At 41.7% G+C, this 18,294-nt stretch carries 18 protein-coding genes and 1 pseudogene; 13 read left to right on the top strand and 6 right to left on the bottom strand.

The genetic code is table 11. From position 1 onward, the window contains the following. The first annotated feature begins 681 nt into the window (after positions 1-681). Entirely contained in the window at positions 682-2,301 is a 1,620-nt protein-coding gene (locus V7K48_RS04365; protein ID WP_335070247.1) for a hypothetical protein, read from the top strand. Between the two features lie 175 nt (positions 2,302-2,476). Here V7K48_RS04365 and glsA read toward each other — a convergent pair whose 3' ends face one another. Beyond that, positions 2,477-3,391, bottom strand: a complete 915-nt coding sequence (gene glsA / locus V7K48_RS04360) for a glutaminase A (protein ID WP_335069941.1) — start codon at positions 3,389-3,391, stop codon at positions 2,477-2,479. A gap of 390 nt (positions 3,392-3,781) precedes the next feature. Between glsA and V7K48_RS04355 the strand changes: the two genes are divergently transcribed. The 7 genes and pseudogenes from V7K48_RS04355 to V7K48_RS04330 all read left to right on the top strand — a co-directional run bounded on the left by V7K48_RS04355 (position 3,782) and on the right by V7K48_RS04330 (position 9,334). After that, on the top strand, positions 3,782-4,231 hold the full coding sequence (locus V7K48_RS04355; protein ID WP_335069939.1) for a hypothetical protein: 450 nt from the start codon (positions 3,782-3,784) through the stop codon (positions 4,229-4,231). Between the two features lie 285 nt (positions 4,232-4,516). Next, a complete protein-coding gene (locus V7K48_RS04350; RefSeq protein ID WP_335069938.1) occupies positions 4,517-6,031 on the top strand; it encodes a thioredoxin-like domain-containing protein in 1,515 nt (504 codons plus the stop codon). Between the two features lie 597 nt (positions 6,032-6,628). Next, entirely contained in the window at positions 6,629-6,838 is a 210-nt protein-coding gene (locus tag V7K48_RS34865) for a KGK domain-containing protein (RefSeq protein WP_442949407.1), read from the top strand. Positions 6,839-6,848: 10 nt separating this feature from the next. Continuing rightward, positions 6,849-7,205 (top strand): DUF952 domain-containing protein, encoded by a 357-nt coding sequence (locus tag V7K48_RS04345; RefSeq protein ID WP_335069936.1) that lies wholly within the window; start codon positions 6,849-6,851, stop codon positions 7,203-7,205. A gap of 73 nt (positions 7,206-7,278) precedes the next feature. After that, a complete protein-coding gene (locus tag V7K48_RS04340; RefSeq protein WP_335069934.1) occupies positions 7,279-7,452 on the top strand; it encodes a DUF4089 domain-containing protein in 174 nt (57 codons plus the stop codon). A 29-nt stretch (positions 7,453-7,481) separates the two neighbouring features. Next, positions 7,482-8,139 (top strand): annotated as a pseudogene (locus tag V7K48_RS04335) (Uma2 family endonuclease). A 277-nt stretch (positions 8,140-8,416) separates the two neighbouring features. Next, positions 8,417-9,334, top strand: a complete 918-nt coding sequence (locus V7K48_RS04330) for an RluA family pseudouridine synthase (RefSeq protein WP_335070245.1) — start codon at positions 8,417-8,419, stop codon at positions 9,332-9,334. A 345-nt stretch (positions 9,335-9,679) separates the two neighbouring features. Here the strand turns inward: V7K48_RS04330 and V7K48_RS04325 are convergent, their stop codons facing one another. Then, on the bottom strand, positions 9,680-10,453 hold the full coding sequence (locus V7K48_RS04325) for a hypothetical protein (RefSeq protein ID WP_335069932.1): 774 nt from the start codon (positions 10,451-10,453) through the stop codon (positions 9,680-9,682). Here V7K48_RS04325 and V7K48_RS04320 point away from each other — a divergent pair. Continuing rightward, positions 10,445-10,696 (top strand): hypothetical protein, encoded by a 252-nt coding sequence (locus V7K48_RS04320; protein ID WP_335069930.1) that lies wholly within the window; start codon positions 10,445-10,447, stop codon positions 10,694-10,696. The two genes, V7K48_RS04325 and V7K48_RS04320, sit on opposite strands and share 9 nt — an antisense overlap. A gap of 428 nt (positions 10,697-11,124) precedes the next feature. Here V7K48_RS04320 and V7K48_RS04315 read toward each other — a convergent pair whose 3' ends face one another. The 3 genes from V7K48_RS04315 to V7K48_RS04305 all read right to left on the bottom strand — a co-directional run bounded on the left by V7K48_RS04315 (position 11,125) and on the right by V7K48_RS04305 (position 13,396). After that, complete coding sequence (locus V7K48_RS04315; RefSeq protein ID WP_335069929.1) at positions 11,125-11,892, bottom strand: phycobilisome rod-core linker polypeptide; 768 nt, start codon at positions 11,890-11,892, stop codon at positions 11,125-11,127. Between the two features lie 344 nt (positions 11,893-12,236). Further along, positions 12,237-12,782, bottom strand: coding sequence for a hypothetical protein (locus V7K48_RS04310; RefSeq protein WP_335069927.1), 546 nt, complete (start codon positions 12,780-12,782; stop codon positions 12,237-12,239). Beyond that, positions 12,779-13,396 carry a phycobiliprotein lyase gene (locus V7K48_RS04305; protein ID WP_335070243.1) on the bottom strand — a complete coding sequence of 206 codons (618 nt, stop codon included), beginning with the start codon at positions 13,394-13,396 and terminating at the stop codon, positions 12,779-12,781. Before V7K48_RS04305 ends, V7K48_RS04310 begins: the two co-directional genes overlap by 4 nt. Positions 13,397-13,720: 324 nt before the next feature. On the opposite strand from V7K48_RS04305, the gene V7K48_RS04300 reads away from it, so the two are divergent. The 4 genes from V7K48_RS04300 (at position 13,721) to V7K48_RS04285 (ending at position 16,482) form a co-directional block, all read left to right on the top strand. After that, positions 13,721-13,888, top strand: a complete 168-nt coding sequence (locus tag V7K48_RS04300; RefSeq protein ID WP_335069925.1) for an NblA/ycf18 family protein — start codon at positions 13,721-13,723, stop codon at positions 13,886-13,888. Between the two features lie 430 nt (positions 13,889-14,318). Next, the gene (locus tag V7K48_RS04295; RefSeq protein WP_335069923.1) at positions 14,319-14,876 is read left to right on the top strand and encodes a bleomycin hydrolase; all 558 of its coding nucleotides are present in this window, start codon (positions 14,319-14,321) and stop codon (positions 14,874-14,876) included. 78 nt (positions 14,877-14,954) lie between these two features. Then, positions 14,955-15,449 carry a bleomycin hydrolase gene (locus tag V7K48_RS04290; protein WP_335069921.1) on the top strand — a complete coding sequence of 165 codons (495 nt, stop codon included), beginning with the start codon at positions 14,955-14,957 and terminating at the stop codon, positions 15,447-15,449. Between the two features lie 424 nt (positions 15,450-15,873). Then, positions 15,874-16,482, top strand: a complete 609-nt coding sequence (locus tag V7K48_RS04285; RefSeq protein ID WP_335069919.1) for a HEAT repeat domain-containing protein — start codon at positions 15,874-15,876, stop codon at positions 16,480-16,482. Positions 16,483-17,019: 537 nt separating this feature from the next. On the opposite strand, the gene V7K48_RS04280 is transcribed toward V7K48_RS04285, so the two are convergent. After that, positions 17,020-18,174, bottom strand: coding sequence for a PepSY-associated TM helix domain-containing protein (locus V7K48_RS04280; protein ID WP_335069917.1), 1,155 nt, complete (start codon positions 18,172-18,174; stop codon positions 17,020-17,022). Between the last annotated feature and the right edge of the window lie 120 nt (positions 18,175-18,294).

The following is an 18,294-nucleotide window of genomic DNA, read 5'->3' as shown; positions in this document are numbered from 1 at the left end:
TGAGCAAGCTTTTAACTTCAAACTAGTTGTACAAAAGTCAATAGATTATCCATTTAATTTACAAAGGATAACAATTCGTAAAATTTAGGGTTTGGCTGTATGTAGAGGATGTTCCAGCTTTTGCTGCTGTTACTCGTAAATATTTGTGTCATGTTTCGATTGTTATAAGTAAAGAGCTGTAGGCAATATGGCTTATTTTAAAATTTCCTGAGAGCCACAGAAAAACTTATGGGAGGTGAGGCAGATTTCACCTTTTGGGCTATAGTTCCCTATGGACAGTTTGAGCCAAAATAATCTCTCAATCAATTTTGGATTTTGGATTTTGGATTTTGGATTTTGGATTTTGGATTTTAGATTGACCCTGACCACTGTCTTCTCTACGAGACGCTCCGCCAACATAGCAGGACGAAGTACGGGTATTTGGCTCTGAGGATTTTAGATTTCCAATTTTGGTAGGCGTTATCTAGTTATACGCTCCTACATCGCTAACGCTGCGCTATTCGCTACCGCTTCTCTACGAGACGCTGCGCGAACGCGAACGCTAACGCTACGCTATCGAGCGAATGAATGGATTTGTTCCACCCACTAGGACAGGGCATGAACCAAAATAATCTAAAATCTAAAATCTAAAATCTAAAATTGGTATGGTCAATTGTCGAAGACTATTACTGGGTGCAACGCATGAACTCGTGGCAGAAAAGGGTGTTAAAGAAGCTCCTCCCTAAGAGGTTCCTGATTTTCAGATGGATAATAACATTGGTGTTGGTATTAAGCTTGATTAGTTGTGGCGAGAAAGTTGGTAGCCAGGAAGTATCTACTGGCTATAGAGAAAACTCTCCACAGATTTCTCAAATTTCCAAGCAATTTTCGGAAGTTTCCCCACCATCTGTTATCCAAGAATTGCGGACAGTTTTGGAAATTTATCAACCACAGGTGACAATTGTTACTCCACAAACTGATGAAGTTTTCCAAGATAACAAAGTCACAGCCAGTTTTCAGGTTAAAGATCTACCAATATTTAAAGACCCACAATTACAACTGGGACCCCATCTACACGTAATTCTGGATAACCAACCTTATATACCTGTTTACGACCTGAATCAGCCCTTGGTTTTGTCAGACTTGTCTCCAGGTACTCATACCCTGCGCGTCTTTGCCTCCCGTCCTTGGCATGAAAGCTTTAAGAATGAAGGCGCTTATGCCCAGACAACATTTCACGTCTTCACAAAAACCGACGACAACAACCCAGATCCGAAATTACCGTTGCTAACTTACAGCCGTCCTCAAAGCAGCTACGGAGCAGAACCAATCTTACTCGACTTTTACCTAACTAACGCTCCTCTGCACCTCATTGGCAAGGAAAACGCCAACGACGAATTCAGTGATTGGCGCATCCGCTCCACAATTAATGGTGAAAGCTTTATTTTTGATCGCTGGCAAGCAGTTTATCTTAAAGGCTTCCGTCCAGGAAAAAACTGGGTAAAACTGGAATTTCTCGATAACCAGGGAAATTCTCTCAAAAATGCCTTTAATACCACAGTCAGACTGATTGACTACCAGCCAAAGGGTAAAGACACTTTGTCGAGAATTGTCAGAGGGGAACTTACAGCAGATGAAGTGCGCCCCATTGTAGACCAGAATTATAGACTTGTACCTAAACCTACACCCACGCCTTCTGTTGAAAAAACACCCCAAATACAACCGAAGGTAGAAAAACAGCCCATTCCGGAAACTGAAATTCTAAAAGAATCCAAAACACAGCCAGAACAACCAAAATTAGAAGTTCCAACGGCTGCACCATCTCCCACCTTGTTCCCGACACCACCAGAACCACAGCCAGAGGTAACACCAACTCCTGAATCAACGCCGTTACCTGAAAAAGTTATACCTCAGCCAACAAAACCTAGATTTGGCGGATTTTTTAACCGTCGGGCGGGCAAAGTTCCCACTTCACAAGCACCAGTTGCACCATCTCCTAGTTTGCCACCGACGCTGCCAGAGATTATTGAGTCTCCAGCACCGGAAACAATTGCACCAACACCAGAACCACAGCCAACGGTAACACCAACTCCTGAATCAACGCCGTTACCCGAAAAAGTTATACCTCAGCCAACAAAACCTAGATTTGGCGGATTTTTTAACCGTCGGGCGGGCAAAGTTCCCACTCCACAAGTACCAGTTGCACCATCTCCTAGTTTGCCACCGACGCTGCCAGAGATTATTGAGTCTCCAGCACCGGAAACAATTGCGCCAACACCAGAACCACAGCCAACGGTAAAGCCAACCTCTGAATCAATGTGAATTCGACAGCTCATATAGTCTCTGTATAATTAGCTCAATCAAAAGACCTCTAAGAAGGTTTTACTACGTAAAACCGTCCCTCTCCGACTCGGAGAGGGACTCTCAACATGAAACCCAGTTTTTAGTAGTGGTGATTGCAATGCATACTCTACTGTGGTCTATTCATGTAAAACTTTTAACCAAAAACACTCAACTGTAACTCTTGCGCTAAAATCTCAACAAATGCGATCGCTGCTACAGGATTACCTGTATTATCCAACCCAGGACTGTAGCAAGCGATCGCTCCCTCACCTGGTACTATTGCTATAAGTCCACCACCAATCCCTGATTTCATTGGTAGACCAATCCTGACAGCAAACTGGGCAGAAGTTTCGTACAGTCCACAAGTTAACATCACAGCATTGACAATTCGGCGGTTCTGTGCAGATATATAGCGATTTTCAAAAGCTAGGAGTTTTCCTAATTGGGCTAAATCTTCAACTCGCCCAGATATACAGCATATTTCCTCGTAGGTGTCAAGTGCTGTTTCCAGATTTTCTAGATGATCTGTTTCGGCAAGATAGTTTGCGATCGCTTGATTGGCTGTTGAGCGTGTTAATCGCACTGAAGCCAGCATTACCTGATCTAAGCTTAGTTGGCAACCTGCTAATTGGTTGAGCCATTGACAAAATAAAAAAGTGCAATCGCTAGCGTCCTTTCCTGGTAATTTATCAGATAGGGTAATTGCCCCACTATTAATCATCGGGTTGCGGGGATGCCCGTGATCGGCAATCAGTTGTTCTAAAGAATTGAAGGGTGCATCCGAAGGTTCAACCCCAACCCACCCAAAAACTGTTTCTGCTCCTAAATGTTCTAATAGATAAAGTAGAGAAAATGTCTTAATAACGCTCATCAGAGGGAACACACAAGCTGTATCCCCAAAGCTGATAGTTTTTCCCGATTCACAGCAGATGTCAACTGCAAACCAATTAAGATCAGCCAAACCCAATTGCGGAATGCGATCGTTAACTCGTCCTCGTTCAGCTTGAGTTTTCGCTAGTTGCACCCAAGCTGACAGCTTCGTAGTAGTTAGTTTGTCAAGTCCTTTCAAATTGTAAATTTTCTAAAAGTTAATTTATTAAACAGCAACAAACAGTGTAAGTGATGTTAATCAAGGCTGATTTTATTCCTAAGTGGTTACACAAAATTACTTATGTAATTGCAAACGAAATGAAATCTAGCGATCGCGGTAGCGTCTGGTAAAGAAGTAATCCTAAACCGCAAGGAAATTGCTTGATTTTGCTTTGCTTCATTTACAATGACAAATATATATAGCGTTTCCGAAGCAACTGAGTACACCTAAATCTTTTCTAGGAAAATAAGCAGCTTTAAAAACGTACCTTACCTGGTCGGGAACCCCTATATTTTATTTTGTACTACTAATAATTATCGCACCTCAGCACTCTATTATAGACAACAGAACTTTATTGGAGATAGCTTTGTGAAATTATTTAAACTCTCAAAAATTCTAGGTTTAACAACAGCATTTGCAATTTCATCACAAGCAGCGTTGCTTATTCAACAAAACAAGGCTCTAGCAGGTACTGGTACATCTTTCCTTTATTCAGGCGAATACTTATTCCCTAATCAATACTTGATTTCACCTAACAGGAGGTATAGAGCTTTACAGCAGTCTGATGGAAAATTTGTTCTTTATGATAACAGAACTCCTCTGTGGACATCAAACACTTTCAACAAAAAAGTTTCCTACACTTACATGCAATCCGACTGCAATTTAGTCAATTATACTTATAATGGAACCGCTCTTTGGGCAAGTAGTACAAATGGGAAGGGTTATAATAATTGTCGTCTGCAAGTTCAGGATGATGGAAACTTGGTAATTTATACAGGTTATAATGTTCCTGTATGGCAAACGGGTACTTACAGATAATGCCTTGCTTAATCCAATAAATGCATTGCTGTATCTGGATATCCTGGCACAGCTAATGGTACACCATTGGTACTTTCTGATTGTGAAGTATCTAGGTTTAGGATAGACGGTATCAGATCAGAGGTGGCGGTGGCAACCAAGTTTTTAAGGGATTAAGGGGTGGGGTGCAATGACTGTGGGAATCATAACTAATTATCCGAACATGGTATTATTTACGAATTACGTTAGCGAGTATTCGTTCGCGCGTCATTTCGTAGAGAGCGTCATTACGAATTACAAATTAGGATGATTCCCCGTGTCAGGGCGCCAGAATTACCACATAATTACTCTTGGCTTAACACCAATGAAGCCTTGTCTCTCAAACAACTCAAGGGTAGAGTCATAATTTTAGACTTTTGGACATATTGTTGCATCAATTGTCTGCATATTCTGCCAAACCTGAAATATTTAGAACAAAAGTATAAAGATAGCCTTACCGTTATCGGTATTCATTCTGCCAAATTTGATAACGAAAAAGAAACAGAAAACATCCGCCAAGCTATCCTACGCTACGACATTGAACATCCGGTTTTAGTTGACAGCAATTTTCGAGTTTGGGAAGAATATGCTGTACGTGCTTGGCCTACCTTAATAATTATTGATCCAGAAGGTTACGTGATTGGTCAGATTTTTGGGGAAGGAAATCGTGACACTTTAGACGAGTTGATTCAAAAGTTAATTCAGCAACACCAAGACAAAGGTACAATTAATTTCCAAGAAATCAGCTTGACTTTAGAAAAACAGCGCCAACCATTAATTACACCCCTAGCTTTTCCTGGTAAAGTTTTAGCTATCCAAGCGGGTTTGTTTATCGCTGACTCTGGACATCATCGCCTAGTTATGAGTAGCTTCGACGGCGAAATTCTACATTTAATTGGTACTGGAAAATCTGGCTTAACTGATGGTGCTTTTAACGAAGCGCAGTTTTTTGCACCACAGGGAATGGTATTTGATGCAGAAAATCAAATTCTTTATGTTACTGACACAGAAAATCATACCCTACGGCGAGTTGACTTGAAGCGCCAAGTAGTCGAAACTATCGCCGGAACTGGAGAACAAAGCCGCAATATTCGTCCTCATGGCGGTGCTGGTTTAGAAACCGCGCTGAATTCCCCTTGGGATTTAGTGAAAGTGGGAAATACCTTGTTTATTGCAATGGCTGGGCCGCATCAAATTTGGCAAATGGATTTAAAAATTAGCATCATTAAAACTTATGCTGGTACTGGTGCAGAAGCTTGCATTGATGGTTCACTTGCTGAATCTGCCTTTGCTCAACCCAGTGGGATCAGCACCGATGGGAATGAATTATATATTGCTGACAGTGAAGTTAGCTCAATTCGCGGTGTTGGAATTGTAGAACCGTACCAAGTGCGAACCGTTTGCGGTAGTGGAGGTTTATTTGGTTTTGGTGATCTAGATGGCCAGGGTGAAGATGTCCGTCTACAACACTGTTTAGGAGTGGAATATGCCGAGAATTATCTGTGGATAGCAGATACTTATAACCATAAAATTAAATTAGTTAGTTCCAGTGGGAATTGTCAAACAGTTTTAGGAGATGGTTCTGCGGGTTTACAAGATGGGCAAGGTAAAAATAGCCGCTTTTTTGAACCTTCGGGATTGAGTGCGATCGCTTCTTTTTTATATATTGCCGATACCAATAATCATACCATCCGCCGCGTAGATTTGAATACTCTTGAGGTGATAACGCTAGAATTTATCGGTTTGTGTGCGCCAGATGTTTGTATTCCACCTAATTTATAAGCTAAAAAACATCTAATTTGCATAACCGAATTAAACATAACTCTTGTGAGGTGGGCATCTTGCCCGCCCAGTATATGCAATTTAAATGTGAAACAGTTTAGAATGATTACCTCAGGCAAAGGCCTATAGACGCAGAGTTTTTCTCAGCGCCTATGCGTGAGATTTTAAAGAATAATTTTTTGAGCGATCGCTTAATATTATTTATATAGCAACGGACAGAAAGCTTAGGACAAAAATAAATTCACAATGTACGCTTGTTGAAGGTGTTTAACGCCAACTTGTCCTAACGGCTTTGTCCACTGCTATAGTTTTGATTCAGTATTTTTACTAAATTGGTACCAATAATATTACGTTATAATCTCATGTTGGTGATAAAAGAAAAAGTAAGTACTACCGACTCTGAGTTGACAGTAGAGGCATTGATATAAAAAATAAATTTATTTCTTTAGAGTGTGGAGATGATGTAATTTTTTTTGATAAAGATACTTTTAAAGTAAGTAAATTAAGAGAGCTAGTTATCCGAGAAGTTATAAATAATTGGCGTCAGGAACTTTGCAACTACAAAACTCAAATCTCGGATGCTTCAGTTGGTAATTTATTAACAATATCCGTGCCTGTGACGAGTCCATTCCAGTCAATGAATTTAAACTAAATGCTGTCAAAGATTGTCAGTTTCTTCAAAGTGGTAAAAACTTGCAGAAAGGCAAATTAGAAATTAGGATATCTATATATCCTAATAGCCATAAGCAAAATAATGTATGTCTCGAATTTTATCCAGATGAACCTATTGAGATAGAATCACCTTGAGATAAGCAACATGAACACTATCCTCCACATTACCAAACACCAACAATGGGAAGAAGCAAAAATAATCGGTAGATATCGGGCTGATTCGCTCTCTAGCGAAGGTTTTATACATTGTTCAAAATCAACGCAAATACTCAAAGTTGCCAAGAGATTTTTTGATAATCAAAAAGAATTGGTACTACTTTTTATTGATTCTGATCAAGTACAAGCTGAAATTCGCTATGAACCTGCTGAAATAGGCGAATTATTTCCTCACGTTTATGGTGAGCTAAATATTGATGCTGTGTATCAGGCGATTGATTTTGAAGCTGGGGAAGATGGTTTATTTGAGTTGCCGCAAGAAGTTATAGATTTACAATTAACGTAGACGCTTCGGCTTGCCGCAGGCTACCGCAGAGGTGCAGAGGACACTGAGGAGGAGAGATGAGAAGTCAGGGGTTATGGATGAGTATGTTGAGCAAATGGCGTTATTGTTGGATTTACAGTTAAGAGATGAATATCGGGATGGAGTGGTGGGAAGTTTTGAGAAAATTAAAGCGATCGCTTTTTGGCTAGAGTGTTTGTTACATCCAATTCTAAAAAATTCCCTTTTCGCTCATCTCAAATTTGAGTAAAAATTAAATTATTTAACAACTAACATCCTATGGTTACTCTTCAACTCAGACAAATTCGAGTTCCGCCAGGGCAAAGAATAATCCTGGAAGATGTGAGTTGGCAAGTATTTGAAGCAATTCTCAACGAGTTAGGGGAGCATCGTGGGAGTCGAGTAGCATACAGCCAAGGAACGTTAGAAATTATGGCTCCATTACCAGAACATGAGCGAGCTAAGGTAATCATCACAGACTTGGTGAAAGCTTTGCTAGATGAACTCGATCTCAATTGGGAGTCTTTAGGTTCAACCACCTTTAAGCGAAAAGATATAAGTGCAGGTATTGAACCCGATGATTGTTTTTATATTCAAAACTATAAGCTAATGATTGGGAAAGACAGGATCGACTTAACTGTTGATCCTCCTCCTGATTTGGCGATTGAAATTGATGTCACCTCTAAACACTCAAATTAGTGCCTATGAGGCGTTGAGAGTACCTGAAATCTGGCGATATGAAAGCAAAAACCTAGAAATTAGCTTGCTGCAAGGTGAGCAATATCTAAAGTCTCTCATCAGCCCCACATTTCCTACTTTTTCTATCACGGAACTCATTCCCCGGTTTGTGGAAATGGCGCGAACCACAGGAACGAGTTCAGCACTTAGAACGTTTCGACAATGGGTAAAAGAACAAATACAAGACAGGGGAGTGTAAAGTTTCCAGTAGATTTCAGCTTGGTTCAGTACCACAAACTAGGTATCAAAGTCAGATATAAAGCCTGTTTGACTCCTGACTCCTGAATTCTACTGGATTAATCGACTTAGCCAAGTTCAGAAGCCCAACTAAAAGCATTCCGCGCTTTACTTAAATAATGGGGAATTAATTTAGAGCAATTGTGACCGAATTTAATTTACAAATCCAAGAAAATAGCGAACGCTTGTCTTCTTATATAGAGGATGCTTTACCTAGCTTGCTTCCCCTTAGGAGTACGATACACTGTGTCAACACTAAAAGCGATCGCCTTGACCGTTACCTTTCCCAAGAATTACCAGATTTATCCCGTTCCCGTATCCAACAGTTAATCGAACAGGGTAACGTCCAGCTTAACGACAAAGTTTGCACATCTAAGAAGATCAATGTCAAGGTAGGCGATCGCATCACTCTCGAAATACCAGAAGCGCAACCTTTAGAACTAAAAGCAGAAGATATCCCCTTAGATATCCTCTACGAAGACGATCAGTTACTTATTCTCAATAAACCCGCAGGCTTAGTTGTCCATCCTGCGCCCGGTCATCCAGATGGCACTTTGGTAAATGCTCTGTTAGCTCACTGTCCCAATTTACCAGGAATTGGCGGAGTCCAACGTCCGGGAATCGTCCATCGATTGGATAAGGATACAACGGGGGCGATCGCGATCGCTAAAACAGATATTGCCCATCATCATCTACAAGCACAACTCAAAGCAAAAACTGCACGGCGAGAATACTTGGGCGTGGTTTACGGTGCGCCGAAAGTTGAAAGTGGCACAATTGACATGCCCATTGGTCGCCATCCCCAAGACCGCAAGAAAATGGCTATTATGTGTGTTGAACAAGGTGGACGATCCGCCGTCACTCATTGGCAAGTACTAGAACGCCTCGGTAACTATACATTAATTCACTTCCAACTAGAAACCGGACGCACCCATCAAATTCGTGTCCATAGCGCCAAAATGGGTCATCCGATTATCGGCGATCCAGTTTATAGTTCTGGTCATTCAGTGGGCGTAAATTTGCCTGGTCAAGCACTCCACGCCTGGCGACTAAAATTACAGCATCCCCTATCTGGCGAGATGATTGAGGTGACAGCTACCCCTCCTACCCAATTTACAAAACTTTTGGAGATGCTAAAAAGACGAATTGCATCTTAACCTTATTTTATTTAAAGGCGATCGCACTTTTGTAGGAGATTTGAGGAGCGATCGCCCTCGCCCTCACCTCGGTACTTAACGCCGGGGTTTTTGTTCTGAAGTGCGTTAGCGTAGCTCACCGTAAGTATAGCGCTCAAGCATTTAACTAACGCGATGTGCGACTTATTCTTGAAACCCCTCTCCAAACCTCTCCCCGAAACGGAGAGAGGCTTTGATTTTTGCTCCCCTTCCCTTGTAGGGAAGGGGTTGGGGGTTAGGTCTGAGAGAAAGTCGCACACGGCGTTAACTAACAATTTTTCTTAGAGGAAAGCACCCTCTTGACGAAAGTGCAATTACCTTAATGTTTCACTCATGTCCGCCGTCGATTCCAACACTAGGAAGAAACCCCGTCTCTTTGAGTAGCAGCCGTAGTTCTGCGTGACGAAGTTTCGTGTCCTTCTTCTTATTTTCCCACATATCAGCAAAGAAGTCTTGCATCAGTGCAATGATGCTGCGGTATTTGACGATGCTGGCAACATAGAACTTATCTAACTTCATAACCCCATCAGAATGTATCTGCTCGATGTTGTTGAGTAATATAGACCTCAGTTCATAAGGTTTTAAGCCTTCTTTTATGCTATATTTTTCCATCATCCTGCGTTTATCGTTCTCCGAACATAAATCATACGGCGATCGAATCAGGTGACTAAGATTCCGCAGGACTTCACCATAGTCGTAAAATGTGTTCTGCTTAAAGAAAGATTCTTCATCTTTCGTCAACGTAAAACTCTTGTCAAGTACCAAACCGAAATCGGTCAAATATATTTGCTTGCCGTCGGTGAGGATGTTGCGAAAATGTGCGTCGAAGTGGATGATTCCCTTCGTCCTCAAAAAGGTAATCGTCGTGCGTAAGTCATCCAGGGGTTTCTGAAGTTTGTTGGGGTTTAAGAGCAGCCATGTTTCCAGAACATGCGGTATGTACTCTAGAAATAGAACTAACTCATACTTGGCGTTCGCTCTATCTAACAGATAATTCCCGGCGTTCGTACTATTGCCCCAGTACTCCACATAAGCTTTTAGACGCGACTTATCCACATCTGCACCCCGCATGGACAAGGGAATAATCCGATAATGATACATCAGTGGGAAGCTAGCAATTGCGCCGCACAATACCCAGTTGGTCGTCTTGATATGGGTTACAAGTTCCCGGAAGACCCCAAAACCAGTGGAACCGAAGCCGTAATTACAGTAAGTTGGCAGGTCATAGAGGTTTCTGGTGGAGAACAGGTTTTCAAATTCGATGTTTGTAACCGGAACACGCTTCACAAAGACCTTGGATTTCTCAAGGACGATGGCGTGATTCATCCCCCAACCCGTACTTGACTGATTCGACTAACTATTGTCAAACAGAGAACGCAATTGTGCATTATCCAACTGAGCGATTTGTGAACTGAGCTTGAAATACCTCTTCCTTCTAATTTCTATGTGATCCTTAGCCATTTTTCCCATTCAGCCACAGCATGATAAACCCCTGGTGCTATTTGATTCTACTCAAATCTGACTTTACTTAGTTTGAAATCTACTAAGCCACAACTGGGTAAGGAAGTTAGGTAAAGTGCCTAAAGTCACAGCGAAACACTTTTCAAACAACCTCTAAGACATGCATCTAAATAAACGACTAGCGTGCATTAGACATGGGATAGAGTCTGTTTCATTAGTTATACCTAAATGAAACTCCTACATAACCCAGGACTTATGCACGCTATAAAATGATCAAAGGGATGTACTAGCCAGCCGCCGACCAAAAATCGTTATTTAATTCCTGATAGTTGCCGATAAGGTACAGACTTTTCGATATCGATGTTGTATGGCGAGATCCTTTGTGGCGCATTGCCAGTTGCATTGATACTTTGTGCCATACCTAAGAAGAGAGATGGATCTCCAGCCTTGACCTTTTGCTCTTGTGGGAGAAATCTGCGTACTTCTACCTGCCAAATGATTTGGGGGAAGCCCAGTTTGGCACGGTGGTAATCTTCGTATCGCGGAGATTTGATGTTGAATGGCAACTCACCTTCAGACTGGGATGGCAGTATCCGACGGCGCTGATAGGGGACTGTGGAGTATCCAAAATTGCTCAGGTACTCTTCAGTATTCAGAACTTCATCAATAAAGCCTCTAATACCCTTGGTAGCGACTACAATTGACCAGGCGATTTTTTCCCGTTCGTTGTATGGATCGCGTCCTAGAACCCGCTGGATTACTTGCTCAACAAAGCGATAATTATTGTTGAGGTCGTAGAAGCTTTTCTTAAAGGTATTGGAAAGCACTAACCCACGAATAAAGTCCCGCACTGTAATTTGTCCATTACGGAGTTGGGACTCTAAATATGTTTCGCGATCGGCAGCAAAAGCATAAAAGAAAAGTTGACGATATGCTGCTTCAATCAGATCACCTAAATCTGATGGGGACAGTATATTGTCTGTAGTAAAAATCCTGGGCTGTTCATCACCCGGTACTTCATATGCAGCTACACGCTGGTTTTGGCTTGAAGGGTCATATGTTAATAGAGGAATTGCCACTCTTAGGCCTCCGTATTCTTAATTAAAGTTAACAACTTTAAATCATATATTAAGGGAGTAGTTGGCTCAGAATCTGAGGTTATGATAAAATTTCACGAAACTTAACTAAGAGTGATTTCAGTATTCGGAGGAAAAACGATTAGCCCTCTAGATTCAACCCATAGCTAATTAATAAAGGGAGTGGGGCTTCCAGCTTAATGAACTACGTAAATTACTAAAAACTTTATTCACATATTTCAGATTAGAAGATTCAGTTTCACCTTTTGGATCTGAAGCAATAATTTTTAATATTTAACAAAAAAAATTAATGGGGCATAGACATTGGTTATTTCCCCCTGCCCCCTTCAGCGACCTATCCAAAATTCCAGGGGATCTATGGTTGACTTACAGTAAGGCCAGCTACGCAAAGTTGCTTCCATCCCTGCCTCCCAGTAGGGTGGTTCCAATCCCAGTCCTAAGCATAGATGAGATAGGATGCTAGCATACTGCTGATTGTGACCAAAGTCTCCTAGATGAGCATGGGCGTATTCATGGACGACTACACCAAACCAGTCTCTAGGTGCAACTCGACCAACATCTACCAAAATGGTGATTGGGTTTGTGAGAATGTTACACAGACCGTCTATGCCAAAGGATTGAGCTATAGGGACTGCAAAAATTTGGATGTGGCGTCGTTCTTGGGGATGAAAGCACTCATGACAAACTTCTAGATAGGCGTTGATCTGAGCGTTAACAGTGTTAATATTCTCGCCGATCCAAGTGTAAATGGGGATGCGATCGCGCAGGTTATCAAACACATTCACCATACCCGGTTCTAGGGCAAGTCCCTGCACCAGATGCAGATAATCTCGCCCACGAGTAAAAGCATCGCTCTGCTTGAGATAATTCACCAGCCCAAAACGGAATAAAACTGTCTTTTTTCCAGAACATCCTGCCCAAGTCTTTCTATTACTTCTCCTGTGCTGGAAACCTCAACAGAAGTCTCAATGCGGGTTTCGGTACAAAATGATGCAGTGCTGAAGCCGCCAAACCGTTTGACTGTACTAGTTCGCAGTCGCATATTTGGGCTGGCAAACCAGAATCGCTCAATGGAACTCATTGTTTCGTATTCGGTTGTCAACACTAGTCCATCTTCATCATCCATGTGAAAAAGACCGACTACAGGCATAATTTCGGCGTAGCCTCTTTCACGGAGTAATTTGCCAACCCTTGGGTTATCGCCATCAGGCACGATCGCAAATATGGTTTTCCCCTGATGGTTTTCCTCACCCTCTCTATCCCAAGCCATTGTGCCTAGCCAACGTACACGCGACCCTCCTACTGAAAGGCTGGGGTCAATCTGATGATACTGGCACAGTTCTATGATTTCCGGATGATCGGCATCCAGAGTTTCTACCTGTATATCCGATTCTCCCGTCTCTGAGCGCTTGAAGGCTAGATGATGAGTTGCACGTTGCGATCGCCACTTACCAGCACTTAGCTGAAAAAATTCCATTGCGTCTATCAATCTTCTGACTCCTACCTATTACTCCTGCGGATGATGTTTTACGGGTTCTTTCTTTTTAGAGTTGTTGCTATATAAACATTCTAAACATTACAGCGATTAGTGATCAGCTTCAATAAACTCCTGACAAAGGGAAAAGCAGATGTGTTTTTCAAAAAATGTAAATTTTTATTATAATGATTTTATATAGCTTGACAAAGTAGAAAATTTAATATCTCAGTGCTAAAATAGTGGAAAGCGATGTTGACGATGGGCTACGCCTACGCGTTCACACTAGCAGTAACAACAAATACCCTTCGATTCAGTCAATCAGAGGAGTGGCTCATGGACTTACCAGTCGAATTAACCTTAGAGCAACAGTTTCGCTTACAAAATTTGAAAGACCAGATAAAAAATTTGAATCAACAAGAGGCTCAGGAATTTTTGTTAGAAGTTTTACGGCAGATGATGGTGAAAGATAATTTGGTCAAACATCTGCTAAAACAAGCTTGATCAAGTAAAAAACAAGATTTTTTCCTTAAGACTTACGCAGTGGCAGAGTTCCATTGAAACGCGTAAGTCTTATTTTTTTGCCCAATACAACTCTTCTCTACGAGAGGCTGCGCCAAGGAGAGGCAACGCCCTTACCTCGGCAACTCTTAGAGACGCTGCGCGTAGCTTGCTTCCCCGGAGGCGTACGCTCGGCACAAGTCGGCTACGCGACAAGCTCAGTACAAGTGCCCAATGCCCATTTAGGCTAAATTTGATTTTTTTGTCAGACTAGCCAAATTACAGGTAAATATTACAGATTATTACTTTGTCTCTCATAGTAAAGACTAGGGTACTATTGATCCCCTATGTTTTTCATTGGCTACTCGCAGTTAATCTGATCGAGAACAGGCCAGAAATAATATCCGCCATTTGTGAATATTAAGGATAACTCATGGTTCTTGATGCTTTTTCTAAAGCTGTAATTACAGCAGACGCCAAAACTGCTCCTATAGGTGGTGCTGATTTAGCAGCCCTTAAGTCTTTCATTTCTGATGGCAACAAGCGCCTTGATGCTGTAAACGCGATCGCTAGCAACTCTAGCTGCGCCGTTTCTGATGCCATTGCTGGGATTGCCTGTGAAAACCAAGGTTTAATTCAAGCTGGTGGTAACCTGTACCCAACTCGTCGCCATGCTGCTTGCCTACGTGATGCCGAAATCATGCTGCGCTACGTGACCTATGCGCTATTGGCTGGTGATTCTTCTGTTTTGGATGATCGTGCTCTGAATGGGCTGAAAGAAACCTACACAGCTTTAGGCGTCCCCACCGGCTCTTCTGTACGTGCTGTACAGCTCCTGAAAGCTATCAGCGTCGCTCACATCACCAACACCAACACTGAAGCTAACGCTGGTAAAAGGTTCCGCAAGCAAGAAGTAATTCAAGGCGACTGCTCTGCTCTAGCTGCTGAAGCTGCTAGCTACTTTGATCGCATTATTTCTGCTCTGAGCTAATAGCTTATGGCTAACGGCTATTAGCCAAACGAACTGAAATTCAAACCCGATCAAATCCCATTTGGAGTATAAAAAATAATGAAATCAGTTATCACCACAGTTATTACATCTGCTGATGCAGCAGGTCGTTTCCCATCCACCTCTGACCTAGAATCCGTCCAAGGTAGTATTCAACGTGCTAACGCTCGTCTAGAAGCTGCTGAAAAGCTGGCTTCTGGGATCGATGCTGTAGCTAAAGAAGGTTATGATGCTGCCTTCAAGAAATATCCTTACTTGAACCAAGATGGTGAAGCTGGCGACACGCAAGGTAAGAAAGATAAGTGCCTCCGCGACATCAAGCACTACCTGCGCCTAATCAACTACAGCTTAGTTGTGGGTGGTACTGGACCTTTGGATGAATGGGGTATTGCAGGTGCTCGTGAAACATATCGCTCTTTGAATCTGCCTACTGCTCCCTACGTTACTGCAATGACTTACACTCGCGATCGCGCTTGCGCTCCTCGTGATTTGTCTCCTCAAGCGTTGGTTGAGTTCCGCAATCTCCTCGACTACGTAATCAACTCCCTGTCATAGTGACACGGATTGACTAGACTTAGACGAGCAATTGTCATACTCTAGAACTAGGGGCTCTTAGTCTGTTGCTTTGCCTAAATTAGGTTGAGTAATCGACTCGGAGTCCCTCAGTTGTGATTAACAGTGAACAGTTATCAGTTAACATTTATTTCAGTTAATTCTCATGTATTGAACTCATTGTCATTACCCACATCTTTTCAATCTCTGGCTTCATTGCTATCCTTCTTAGGAATAAATTCTAAAGCTAATAACTCAAGTCCGTTTCAACGGACTAATTGGAGTAAGTTTTAACTGACGTTTGCTATGCATTCCTAGATTTGAATTTTAGGCGAACTATGGGTTTGGCAACTATTTATAATGTTACAAAAATGTGAGTAATGACAAGGATTGAACTTGGGGAATTTAAACAGGAAAATTTTATTTTATGACAATAGATTCTCTATTTGAACAATTGAAACACCCCAACCCCAATCTGCGGGAACGAGCTATGTGGGAACTAGCTGATGTCCGTGATGAAAATACTATTCCTCGGCTGATGAGTATTTTGGATGAAGAAGATGTAACCTACCGTCGAGCTGCGGTAAAGGCACTAGGTGCCATTGGGACAGATGCTGTACCGTCATTAGTAGAGTCATTACTGAACAGCGATAATGCGACCATTCGCGGCAGTTGTGCTAAGTCCCTGGCACAAGTTGCCGCCAACCATCCAGACGTACCCTTCCCACCTGAGGGCTTACAGGGATTAAAAACAGCGCTCAATGACCCAAATGGTGTTGTTTATATTGCATCTGTGATGGCTCTGGGTGAGATTGGTTCCCCTGCCTTTGAAATTTTAACTGAAACTCTGAAAACAACGGATAATGTTGCGGTGGCTGTGGCGATTGTCAATGCACTCGGTTCGATGGGTGATATCCGGGGAGTGGAAGTGCTGACGGCATTGACTAATGATGAATCTGCCGATCCATATGTTCGAGAGTCAGCAGTGAGTGCCTTGCCCCGATTAGATCAGGTGATTAATTATAAGAGAAGGTAAGGATCGGCAGATATATTAAATGAACAGACTGGATGTCACCTTAAAGTAATGGATTTCTAGTCAGGAAAATCAAAATTCAATTAAAAATGTCCCCAAAACAGTAAAAGGAGCGACAGGAGTGATTTGTTCTCTGCTGTAGGTATTTTCAATGTAGTCCACATTGAAAATATTTTTGAAATTAATTCCTGCCCGCCAGTTATTTCTCTTGTAAAAAATGCTGGCACCCCTACACTTACTCTCCACTTACCACTTTCTCTAAACATTGCAGCCAATAACTGTTAATTGTTGAGATTAATATAATAGGTTTCTAATTGAAATACAGTATTTTGTCACTTGAGCAACTAAGTTAATTAAAAGCTATCTTCAAAGTTTCAACCTATTAATGATAGTTATTTTCAATTTACTCCAGCCATAATTGCTCTGATCAACTTTGGTTAAATCAAACATTACAGGTTGCGCTTTGACGGGAGCAACGCGATCGCTCAATTTCACCAAATCAAACAGATTGGGGACATGGTGAAATTGCTAATTGAGAATCTAATTCTTTGCTGAAAACTTAACCATTTCGATAGTCTGCTGTTGGCGATTTTTTCTTTTGTAACGATACCACCACATGACAAAGCCAGTAACAGATAAAATTAACGGTGCAAGTCCAACAAATAGGTAAAAGATGCGAGTAGGCAAGCCACCAAATGTACCATAGTGTAGAGGACTAAAAGAATTGAGGATGCGATCGCCCAATGACTGCTTCAAAGAATTATCGACTTGCAAAACCTTACCACTATATTGGTCAAGATAAACACTGCTTTGACCATAGTCGTCAGTTTCTTGGGGAAGTTTAAAACTAACTGTTAAAGCTTCTTCTGGTTTAGTTGGAAAATAAATCCTCTTGAGTGTTCCATCTGGTAAAGTAGTTTGAGCCGTTTTTAATTGTTCTTTTAGTCCGAGTGGAGACTTACCAGCAACGACAACAGAAACAGGATCTGCTTGTTGCTTGGAGAAGGTGAGTGTGTAGATCATCGGGTTGGCTACATCAGAGAAGTTCCAGCAAAATCCCGTGAAAAATGTAAATATCAGAAATACTGCTGCAATAACACCAGCAACTTTGTGAACATCAAAGTTCACTCGTTTGATATGAGCATTCCACTTGATTTTGAAGCCAGATATTAACTTGCGCCAACCAGGCCAAAGGATAATACCTGTAATACTCATAAACGACATCAGTAAACCAATAATGCCCACAAACTTATTGCCAATATTACCGCTTAAAAGCTCATAGTGGAGTGGGTAGACGATTTCATAAAACTTTTGGATGAAGGTTGATTTCAAGTTATTGCCAAGAATCTTTCCTGTGTAAGGGTTAACGTAGTTTTCTGTCCATTCCTTTTGTTTGGTTTTGAGAATAACATTCATCGGCTCATTTGGTTTTGAAGGCAGGTAAATCCTTTGCACTAGTGCGTCTGGTTGATCGGCATAGGTTTTTTTAACAGTGTTGAGAACAATCTCAACAGGCAGGGGTTTACCTTGAGGAGTGATTGTGCCAATTCGGCGCTGCTGATCAATGGTGCTAATTTCGGACTGGAAGACTAATAAAGTACCGGTTAAGCCGACAATAATTGCAATCAGTCCCACTGCTAAACCAATGTAGCGGTGTAGGGTAAATACCAAGTCGCGTAGTTTTTTAGAGTTCATAGCAGGTTCCTTAAAATATTTTTGTTTGCCAAGCCAGAGGGAAATTCAGCTGTGAAGAGTGGGGTCAGAATTGCCAAGAAATCGTTCCCTGCACTGTAAAGGGCGCACCAGGATAGACTT

This window comes from Nostoc sp., from assembly GCF_036919615.1.
Taxonomy (GTDB): Bacteria; Cyanobacteriota; Cyanobacteriia; order Cyanobacteriales; family Nostocaceae; genus Nostoc.
The sequence above is the reverse complement of the archived record's forward strand: the minus strand, read 5'-3'. Positions and strand labels throughout refer to the sequence as shown.

What these genes read in the sequence shown, in the direction of transcription:
- V7K48_RS04365 (WP_335070247.1), top strand. Translation starts at nt 682, where the DNA reads ATGAACTCGTGGCAGAAAAGGGTGTTAAAGAAGCTCCTCCCTAAGAGG.
- V7K48_RS04350 (WP_335069938.1), top strand. Translation starts at nt 4,517, where the DNA reads ATGATTCCCCGTGTCAGGGCGCCAGAATTACCACATAATTACTCTTGG.
- V7K48_RS04345 (WP_335069936.1), top strand. Translation starts at nt 6,849, where the DNA reads ATGAACACTATCCTCCACATTACCAAACACCAACAATGGGAAGAAGCA.
- V7K48_RS04340 (WP_335069934.1), top strand. Translation starts at nt 7,279, where the DNA reads ATGGATGAGTATGTTGAGCAAATGGCGTTATTGTTGGATTTACAGTTA.
- V7K48_RS04320 (WP_335069930.1), top strand. Translation starts at nt 10,445, where the DNA reads ATGATACATCAGTGGGAAGCTAGCAATTGCGCCGCACAATACCCAGTT.
- V7K48_RS04325 (WP_335069932.1), bottom strand. Translation starts at nt 10,453, where the DNA reads ATGTATCATTATCGGATTATTCCCTTGTCCATGCGGGGTGCAGATGTG.
- V7K48_RS04300 (WP_335069925.1), top strand. Translation starts at nt 13,721, where the DNA reads ATGGACTTACCAGTCGAATTAACCTTAGAGCAACAGTTTCGCTTACAA.
- V7K48_RS04295 (WP_335069923.1), top strand. Translation starts at nt 14,319, where the DNA reads ATGGTTCTTGATGCTTTTTCTAAAGCTGTAATTACAGCAGACGCCAAA.
- V7K48_RS04290 (WP_335069921.1), top strand. Translation starts at nt 14,955, where the DNA reads ATGAAATCAGTTATCACCACAGTTATTACATCTGCTGATGCAGCAGGT.
- V7K48_RS04285 (WP_335069919.1), top strand. Translation starts at nt 15,874, where the DNA reads ATGACAATAGATTCTCTATTTGAACAATTGAAACACCCCAACCCCAAT.
- V7K48_RS04280 (WP_335069917.1), bottom strand. Translation starts at nt 18,174, where the DNA reads ATGAACTCTAAAAAACTACGCGACTTGGTATTTACCCTACACCGCTAC.